Origin of the sequence: Paenibacillus filicis (genome assembly GCF_038070315.1) — a bacterium.
Classification (GTDB): domain Bacteria; phylum Bacillota; class Bacilli; order Paenibacillales; family NBRC-103111; genus Paenibacillus_G; species Paenibacillus_G filicis.
The window spans coordinates 1-1276 of the sequence record NZ_JBBPCC010000054.1; the positions used below are offsets into that span (position 1 = coordinate 1).

At 45.3% G+C, this 1276-nt stretch carries 2 protein-coding genes; both read left to right on the plus strand.

Features of this window, described 5'->3' with window-relative positions; translation table 11 throughout:
• Nucleotides 1-76: 76 nt before the first annotated feature.
• Nucleotides 77-424, plus strand: a complete 348-nt coding sequence (locus WMW72_RS35475; protein ID WP_341420306.1) for a helix-turn-helix domain-containing protein — start codon at nt 77-79, stop codon at nt 422-424.
• Complete coding sequence (locus WMW72_RS35480; protein ID WP_341420307.1) at nt 394-1239, plus strand: IS3 family transposase; 846 nt, start codon at nt 394-396, stop codon at nt 1237-1239. Before WMW72_RS35475 ends, WMW72_RS35480 begins: the two co-directional genes overlap by 31 nt.
• Nucleotides 1240-1276 lie beyond the last annotated feature (37 nt).

A 1276-nucleotide genomic window follows, 5' to 3' on the forward strand; every position in this document is an offset into this window, starting at 1 on the left:
TGATGTGCACCCCTTAGAATAGACATTGGAAAAACCCCTGGGTTTAGCCGATGAAATTCTAGGGGGTGCATTTTTTATGGCGATCAAGGGACAAACGTTTAAGCATTATCCAGAATCGGTGAAGGCCGAAGCGATCCGGTTGCATGTTAAAGAAGGTTGGAGTTACAGAAAGATTACGGAGCACCTGGATATACAGGACAAAGATCGTGTGAAGAAGTGGATGAGAAAGTATCGTGAACAGGGTGAGGCGAGCTTTGAAGATAAACGCGGTAACCCCTTCAGATCGAAAACGGAGCAGGAACGTGAGCTTCGACGCTTGCAATTAGAGGTTGATGTCTTAAAAAAGTGGTTGCAAATCTTGAATCAGGAGGTGTACGGAACAGATACATCGTCGTGGATGAACTCAAAGGCACACAAAGCGTAAAGGGATTGTGCACGTATTTGGGAATAAGCCGAAGTGGGTACTATGCATATCTTAAGCGTAAAGACAGCGATCCGGATCAAGAATTGAAACACAACATTCGGGTCATCTATGAGCAACGCGATAAGACCGTGGGATATCGTCGTATACAAGACGAACTATACCGTCAATATCAGTACGTGGTGAATCACAAGAAGGTTCTGCGCTTGATGAGAGAGCTGGGCATCCAGGCTATCATCCGTCGCAAGAATATCCATCGGACAAGCTACGAGGCAGCTGTGTCAGATGGCCGTGTTGCAGAAAATCTGCTGCAACGAGATTTTACCGCCAGCGGCCCGAATGAGAAGTGGGTAACCGATGTTACCCAATATCGGATAGCTGACAATCGGATTTATTTATCAGTGATTAAGGATTTATGGAACAGTGAAATCGTCGCCTATCACATCAGCCATCGTAACGATAATCCACTCGTTCTAGAAACGTTTGGAAAGGCATTTGAAATACATAAAGACGTGACTGGACTGATCGTTCACAGCGATCAGGGAAGCCAGTACACGTCCCATGCCTACCACGACATGCTGCCCAAGGTTGGCGCCAAAATCAGCATGTCACGCCGAGGCAATTGTTATGACAACGCCTCAATGGAAAGCTTCTTCTCCCATTTAAAAGTAGAAGCACTCTATCCTTATGATATCCGAAATATAGAGGAAGCACAAAGACGAATTGAAGAATTTATTCATTTTTATAACCACAACAGAGCACAACGAAAATTAAACAAGCTGACGCCGGTTGAATACCGACGCCAGCTTGCAGCCTAGGGCTTTTTTCAATGTCCATTAGATGGGGTCTTGACCA